Here is a 7,530-nt window from a genome sequence, read left to right as displayed (position 1 = left end):
CAATGCTGTTCAGTGCGGTTCTGCCAGGGCTGTATTGTTAATAAACCCGGAAATCTGCACAGCGCATTTAAATTTTCGTGATAGAGATAGTCACTTTATCTTTGGTGATGTCTGTACCGCAATCGTGATAGAGAGAGCTGACACAGTATCTTGTGATGACTCGTTCGAAGTTGTCAGCGCAAAATTAAAGACAACCTTCTCCAATAATATTCGTAATAATTTTGGATTCCTGAATCGTTGTGCTCCCGGCAGTGAAGGCTTTAGTGATAAGCTATTTGTTCAGCAAGGGCGAAAAGTATTCAAAGAGGTATCTCCACTCGTTGCTAAAATGATCAATGAGCACTTGGCGGAAAACGAGCTTAGCGCTGAACACCTAAAACAGATGTGGCTCCATCAAGCTAACTTAAGCATGAATCAGCTTATCGCCAAGCGTGTATTAGGTCGTGCAGCAGAGGTTTCTGAGGCACCTGTTATACTGGATGAATATGCGAATACTAGCTCGGCCGGTTCTGTGATTGCATTTCATAAGCATCGATCAGAACTCGAAACCGGTGATTATGGTGTACTTTGCTCTTTCGGTGCAGGCTATTCTGTTGGTAATATAATCCTAAAGAAACTATAACAACTAAAAAGTAAGCAGAACTATAATAAGAGATTAAGTATGCGCTTTTGTTACCACGCTCTAATTTTATTATTTCTAAGTACCTTTACGCTTAATGCATTCGCTAATGATGAAGCAGAAGAGCCTTATTATGACCCTAGATACGCAGAAATAGATCCTTATGAGTCATTTAATCGAAGCATGTTCGTATTGAATGATAATTTGGATGAGTATCTCGCCACTCCCTTGGCAAAGCTTTACAGATTTGTAACGCCCGGTTTTGTCGATAAAGGTGTTACCAACTTTTTTGGCAACCTCAATGATGTCGAAACCTTTGTTAACTCTTTGCTGCAGGCTAAGTTTCACAACGCGGTTGTTTCTCTTAACCGAGTTATCTACAACACTGTTTTTGGCATAGGCGGCTTGTTTGATGTTGCGACCTCATTTGGCCTGGAAGCCAGCGATGAAGATTTTGGACAAACACTTGGTTATTGGGGTTATGAAGAGTCTACCTATCTTGTGTTACCTGTTCTAGGGCCATCTACCGTCAGAGACTTTAGCGGACAAATAGTAGATTACGTTGCCGACCCGGTTGACTATCTTGTCGAATTCTCAACTGAAGAAAGTATTGCTCTAAAGGCTGTTGATTTAATAGATACACGAGCAGACCTGCTAGCTGCGAACAACTTATTATTCAAAGAAGACCGCTACGCCTTCTTCAGGAGTGCCTATTTGCAAAATCGAAACTTCCTTATTAAAGATGGCGAAGTAGAAGACCCGTTCGCTGATGATGAAGATTTTGATTACGAGGACTTCTAATATCAGGCTTATTTAACATAAGTTCACAGGGCTTAATACAAGTTCAATATATCTGCAGAAAAAAATAACCTATAGTTGATTGATGGGATAAAAGATAAAATCAACTATATGGCTCGCTTTAAGATGCACACCACGATAAAAAAAGAAAAACAAAGAATGTCGCAGGCTACCTCATTCCTTGAATGGAAGGACGCCGCTCAAACACTCGACTCCATGCAACATAATGATGCCTGGAAAGACAATATTGCTTCTGATGTATATAACTACGAACTTATTTCTGATCGACTCTGTCTTTTAAGAGAGCACAAGCAAAATGGTGATCTCACCGCTTTGTATCGAGACATTCGCGAAGGCTTGCATCATGACCTTGGCAATATGGGTGACATACGCCTTTATAACCAATGCTATTACGGCACCAAAACACTCATTGAAGAATACGTTGAAGAAGTTTGCGATTGCCTTTCCTATCTTTGCGATAGGCAAACCTCTGATATGCCATCAAATAAAAAGTTAGATTTTTTTAAAGATGTACTTTTATCCTTCGGTCGCCCCGCATTATTGCTAAGTGGCGGCGCTTCCTTAGGAGTCTTCCATATCGGTGTTGTAAAGGCCCTGTGGGAGCATGGCTTATTGCCAGATGTCGTAACTGGCTCAAGCGCCGGTTCTATCATTGCTGCCGCCTTAGGGACGCATACCGATGACGAACTACCTTCCTTGTTTGACCCTAATACCCATAATATGAAAGCCTGGAAGTGGATGGGCCTATTGAATGGTATTAAAGGCAAAGGCTTTATGGATCAGCGTCAGCTGCAAGACTATATTCGTAGTTATGTAGGTGAATACACGATGCAAGAGGCCTACGAGAAGACGGGGCGGAGTATTAATATCACTGTTTCGCCTGTCCAGGCTCATCAAAAGGCTAGATTATTGTCAGGTTACACATCTCCATACATGCTAACGTGGAGTGCATCGTTAGCGTCTTGCGCAGTTCCAGGAATTTTCCCCCCGGTTAAACTGCTTAAGAAAGATGAACATGGACACAACGTACCGTATATGCCCCGCTTACGCTGGGTTGATGGCAGCATGGTTAGCGACTTGCCAATCGAGCGCCTAATGCACCTCTACGATGTTAATTATTCTATCGTAAGTCAAACCAATCCTCATGTAGTGCCTTTGCTGGAACGAACAAAAGGGCTGTCTAGTAATCGTTTCTTAAAATTACCCCTAGCGCTTGTTAAAGCCGAAGCAAAATTTCATGGCCAGGCAGTGAGTGACTATATAAGAACTCATACCAAATCTGAGATGCTTCGACAAGTTTCTGGTCATGCTTATTCTATGATGTCTCAGAATTATTATGGCGACGTCACTGTTGCTCCAAATTACAAGCTTGGGCACTATATGAAGCTGCTTAGCAATCCCGATACGAAATTCATGAAGGAGTTAATGCTTCAGGGTGAGCGCGCGACATGGCCTAAATTAGCGATGATTCGTACACATTCCAAAATAAGCAAGACACTCGAGAGCTGCATTTCCCGCTTAAAGACTGATGTTAGAACGCATCGTGGGAGCCTTAGTTTAATTGATGATCATAAGGCAATCCGTTAGCGAGTGTAAGGACTTGCTTTTGGCGAGCCCTGTCTTTAAGCTTTGCGTTTGCTACCAAGCTAAACTTCGCAACTACGCTAAGCTGACGTCATGTATCAGGACTTTTTTGGTCTTAAAGAACTACCTTTTTCTATAGCGCCTGATCCCAGGTATCTATATATGAGTGAACGTCATAGAGAGGCGCTTGCTCATCTTTTATATGGTGTATCCGGGCAGGGCGGTTTTGTTGTTCTTACAGGTGAAGTTGGAACAGGAAAGACGACAATTTGCCGTTGTTTTTTAAATCAGATTCCAAAAAATACCGACGTAGCATTCATCATAAATCCGAAGCTCTCGGCACGTGAGCTTATGGCATCAATATGTGATGAGCTTGGAATAGCGTACCCCGATTCAGCATCAATTAAAGTCTTAAATGACCTAATTAACAGCTACCTGCTTGATGCACACGCTAACAATCGCCACACCGTACTCATTATCGATGAAGCTCAAAACCTTAGAGTTGATGTACTAGAGCAGCTGCGCTTGCTTACTAACCTTGAAACATCTGAAAAGAAATTACTTCAGATAATTTTGCTTGGGCAACCCGAATTAAGGGAAGTGCTAGCTCAGAATGATTTAAGGCAGCTCGCTCAAAGAATCACTGCAAGATACCACCTGTGTGAGCTGAGTAAAGTTGAAGTTGGTGCTTATGTTAATTGTAGATTATCGGTTGCGGGGCGACGCGGGCGTTTATTTAATCAAAAAGCAATAAAAACTCTTTTTAACTTGAGTGGTGGCGTACCGCGATTAATTAATCTTATTTGCGACCGCGCCTTGCTCGGTGCTTATGCAATGCAAGAGGATGTTATTGATGCAAAACATATTAAGAGCGCATACGCGGAAATACAGGGGCCAAAGTTTAAGCAGCCACTAAAACTAAGTTCGTCAATCAAAAGGGGGATAATTGCTGTCCTGCTAACAATAATTGCCAGTATTGGAGTATTTGCTTTGGACAAGCGATACGACAACAGAATAGCTGAGCTGGAAAGTATAATCTCTTCTTCCAAAACAGAGCCCGAGCTGCACCCAGCCTCAGTAAAACAAATCACTCCTGAAGAGGGCGACGACTCCAAGGCTATATCAGAAAGCGGTACTTCAGCAGAAGAAGTGGCAGATTTACAGCAATTTTCAACTACGGAAAAAAGCCCCGCTAAGGCTCCTTATGCTGATAACTCATCAATACAGATCCCGATCATTAACGACCTATCTTCTCTCAAAACCCAGAAAGATGATCGATATCATGCATATCGCATGATTTTAGAGCGTTGGGGAATCGACTATCCTTTAGCCCCCTTTATGCTGGCCTGTGATTACGCCGAAATGTACGGTCTTAAGTGCTTGCATAAAAATGGTAATTGGCGCTCGTTACTAAAGTTAGACCGACCCGCGGTGTTAACCCTAGTCAATGACTATGGCGAGTCGCTATATATCGCAATACTGGGGGTTGAAGGTAGTGATGCCTTGGTTTCACATAAGAATGAGAAGTATTGGGTTTCTCTTGACGAAGTTGATCGCTACTGGTTTGGGGAGTACTCAATTGTTTGGAAGGTTCCTCCTTACAAATCGAATCTCGTAATGCCAGGACAGAAAAAAGAAGAGGCATGGTTGAGGAAAAGCTTGTCTCGACTCAGTCAGTATAAAGCCAATAAAAGCGAACCAATTGAAGACCAGATTAAGCGCTTTCAAGCCAGCTCAGGCCTTGTGCCTGACGGCATCGCGGGCAGCATGACGCTGATTCATATAAATTCGCGCCTTAACTTAGGCGTCCCTCGACTTATGGGGGCGAATTAGCATGTCATACATTTTAGACGCCTTGAAAAGGTCAGAACAGGATAGGCATCAAGAGAAGGTTTCTTCGATTAATAACGATATGATGGTAATGCCAAGGAATATGTCGCGACAGCCTCTTTGGCCTTACCTCCTAATATTTGTCCTTTTACTTAATGCAGGTGCGTTGATATTTTATTTTCTAGGCAGCAATTCTACTGATGAGAGTGGAAGCTCTGAAAATAGCCTGTTAACTGACAATAAAGCACTCTCCTCGACTGAGCCGGACATTAAGGATACTGGCCGTAAAACCAAGGCACTTCCATCCCATCTCATTGATAAAGCACCCATTCAAGCAAAGCCTCTTCCTATTCTAAAGGATGACTTTTCCGATAAACGCTCTGCTAAGGAGGATAAAGAGCCAGTCGAAGCTGACGATGTTATCCGACCTAAAGCGGGTGTTAAGCGCATCAGCCCGCCGCTTGCCGAGCCTTATTCCGAAGCAGCCCCGGTTTCTAAAGCTGTCGAGGAAAAAATATTGCCGACAAGTGTGAACGACGAGAGCGATAGAAGCAAACAAATTAGTAGTGCACCAAATGCATTTTCAGACCTTCCTCTACTAAGTGAAATGAATATTAGCTTTCAAAGGGGGGTTCCGACAATAGAATTTAGCAGTCATATCTACTCTTCAGAACCGAGCGCACGAAGAGCCATGATTAATAATTTGTACTTAAGGGAAGGGGATGGTTTCTCTGGCTTAGTCATTAGAGAAATTGGAGAGTTTTATCTTGCGCTAGACAAGCAAGGAACCATCTTCAAAATACCGGTATTGCGCGACTGGCAAGCGCCATAGAACGTTAGCGCCGCAATATGGCTAGCCATCGCCAGACATTCAATACACTTGCTAGAGTTGCCGCGACGTAAGTCATTGCAGCAGCTTTAAGAATCTTACGGCAAGGCTCGATTTGATCATCTTGCAGATAGTTACCTTCGGTAATTATCGGAAGTGCCTTGTTAAAACTTGCATCCCACTCCATAGGCAATATTACTAATTGAAGTGCCACTGAAATAAAAACAGCACAAAGCCCGCATAGTAAGCTAATAATTCCGAGTTGTGGTACCTTAAAAATAACAACAAGAACCGGAATAATCCCAAGCATTGCGATCGCAGCCTTTTCTATCAATAATGCTATCGGGGTGTACCGCTCTCTTAGTCTGACTATCTTTTCATTCCTATGATACTGAAGCGCATGGCCAAATTCATGGCATGCGATAGCGACTGCGCTAATAGAGCGCCCATCGTAGATGTATTTGGATAGCCTAATCGTAGACTCATGTGGAGAGAAATGATCTTGCCCGTCAGGGCATTCTTCAACCTTAAGGTCTACTAGCTCGAATCTTTTAGATAAGTGTTTTACTAACTCAGCACCGGTACCAGGAATATCAGGTAAATCTTGAGCATATTTTTTTATGGTGTATTTAACCCATATACCTGGCGTAATGAGTACAAATAGAATGAGGGCAATTAAAATATAAATCATAAGGCGAGTGTAGCTTGTTGCTAAACCAAAAAAAAGCCCGCTTAATCGCGAGCTTTATAAGGCAACCTGAGCTTTGTTAGGACAAAGCCTTAACCGTTTAGCCTCTTTTCAATTTCAATATACTTAATAACAGCATCTTCAGGAAACATGAGCTCGCTTCCTTGTTTAACGCTTTTAATTAAGCTCTCGCGGGCATAGCGTTTCACCGTAACTTCGGTTTTTCCCATCATTGCGCTTGCTTCAGCGAGTGTTAGTAACTTTTCTCCGCCTGACATACTTTGCTCCAAATAATATTAGTCGTAAAAAATCGAATATGTGAATTAGAGTATAGTTAATGCAAATAATATTTCCTGAATTGTTTGTAGCATTAAGTTAATTTTATGTTTCGAGCATTTAACTGAGGAGCGCGGCAATGCTTGCAAATATAGTCATAATAAACAGGAACCACTTTAGCGTATTCTGACTGACATTAATTGTGATCTTCACAGCCAGGTAAGCACCTGCAACAGAACCGACCGCGAGCAAGAGGCCTGGCGCCCACCATACTTGGTCCCGCCATACAAAAAGACCGAGAGCAACTAGAGTAAAACCGAGTGTGCACACCACCTTTAGCGCGTTGGTTCGAGCCAGATCGTAACGGAGGCCTCCAGCAATCGCAGCAATTAAAATAAAACCAACGCCCGCTTGGACGAACCCACCGTAAAACCCGGCTATAAAAAGCATTGGTATAGATTGCTTTTGCTCCATTACTGAAAAAGCCTTGGTGCCTTCAGTTACCGCAATAGCGGAGGGCTTAAATAAGATTATGCCGGCCATGATAATCATCGCGCCGAGCAAGGTTGGTTTCAGGTAGTCAGCAGGCATATAAGAGGCGAATGCAGCACCAACAAGCCCGCCAAGCATGGTGACAAGCAGAATAGATTTGATATCGGGAATATCAAGCTTTCCGTGCTTGGCAAAACCTCTGTATGCAGTAAACGATTGAAGTACGACACTGACTCGATTAGTCGCATTTGCAATGTCGGGAGGAATCCCCATTACCATTAATGCTGGAATTGTAAGATTGGAGCCTCCACCAGCCATGGTGTTTATAATGCCTGCGAGAAACCCTGTTATGATTAATACCAATATATAGAGTAAGTCGAGTTCATACATGGC

8 protein-coding genes are annotated in these 7,530 nt (G+C 42.8%); 5 read left to right on the top strand and 3 right to left on the bottom strand.

What is annotated here, in order from left to right:
- The 5 genes from A3756_RS07060 to A3756_RS07040 all read left to right on the top strand — a co-directional run.
- The coding region (locus A3756_RS07060; RefSeq protein ID WP_082865132.1) for a beta-ketoacyl-ACP synthase III at window positions 1-622 on the top strand (622 nt) is incomplete at its 5' end.
- A gap of 39 nt (window positions 623-661) precedes the next feature.
- Window positions 662-1,420: a VacJ family lipoprotein gene (locus A3756_RS07055; protein WP_082865131.1), complete on the top strand. Its 759-nt coding sequence runs from the start codon at window positions 662-664 to the stop codon at window positions 1,418-1,420.
- Between the two features lie 108 nt (window positions 1,421-1,528).
- Complete coding sequence (locus A3756_RS07050; protein ID WP_068510686.1) at window positions 1,529-3,025, top strand: DUF3336 domain-containing protein; 1,497 nt, start codon at window positions 1,529-1,531, stop codon at window positions 3,023-3,025.
- A 159-nt stretch (window positions 3,026-3,184) separates the two neighbouring features.
- Window positions 3,185-4,855, top strand: a complete 1,671-nt coding sequence (locus A3756_RS29045; RefSeq protein WP_304438873.1) for an ExeA family protein — start codon at window positions 3,185-3,187, stop codon at window positions 4,853-4,855.
- 1 nt (window position 4,856) lies between these two features.
- A complete protein-coding gene (locus A3756_RS07040) occupies window positions 4,857-5,684 on the top strand; it encodes a general secretion pathway protein GspB (protein WP_068510690.1) in 828 nt (275 codons plus the stop codon).
- Window positions 5,685-5,688: 4 nt separating this feature from the next.
- On the opposite strand, the gene A3756_RS07035 is transcribed toward A3756_RS07040, so the two are convergent.
- The 3 genes from A3756_RS07035 to A3756_RS07025 all read right to left on the bottom strand — a co-directional run bounded on the left by A3756_RS07035 (window position 5,689) and on the right by A3756_RS07025 (window position 7,527).
- Window positions 5,689-6,372 carry a zinc metallopeptidase gene (locus A3756_RS07035; RefSeq protein WP_068510691.1) on the bottom strand — a complete coding sequence of 228 codons (684 nt, stop codon included), beginning with the start codon at window positions 6,370-6,372 and terminating at the stop codon, window positions 5,689-5,691.
- Between the two features lie 89 nt (window positions 6,373-6,461).
- A complete protein-coding gene (locus tag A3756_RS07030; RefSeq protein ID WP_068510693.1) occupies window positions 6,462-6,647 on the bottom strand; it encodes a helix-turn-helix domain-containing protein in 186 nt (61 codons plus the stop codon).
- A 118-nt stretch (window positions 6,648-6,765) separates the two neighbouring features.
- A complete protein-coding gene (locus tag A3756_RS07025; protein ID WP_068510695.1) occupies window positions 6,766-7,527 on the bottom strand; it encodes a sulfite exporter TauE/SafE family protein in 762 nt (253 codons plus the stop codon).
- Window positions 7,528-7,530 lie beyond the last annotated feature (3 nt).

The organism is Oleiphilus sp. HI0086 (assembly GCF_001635225.1).
Note: the sequence above shows the minus strand (reverse complement) of the source record. Positions and strands in the feature narration are given on the sequence as shown.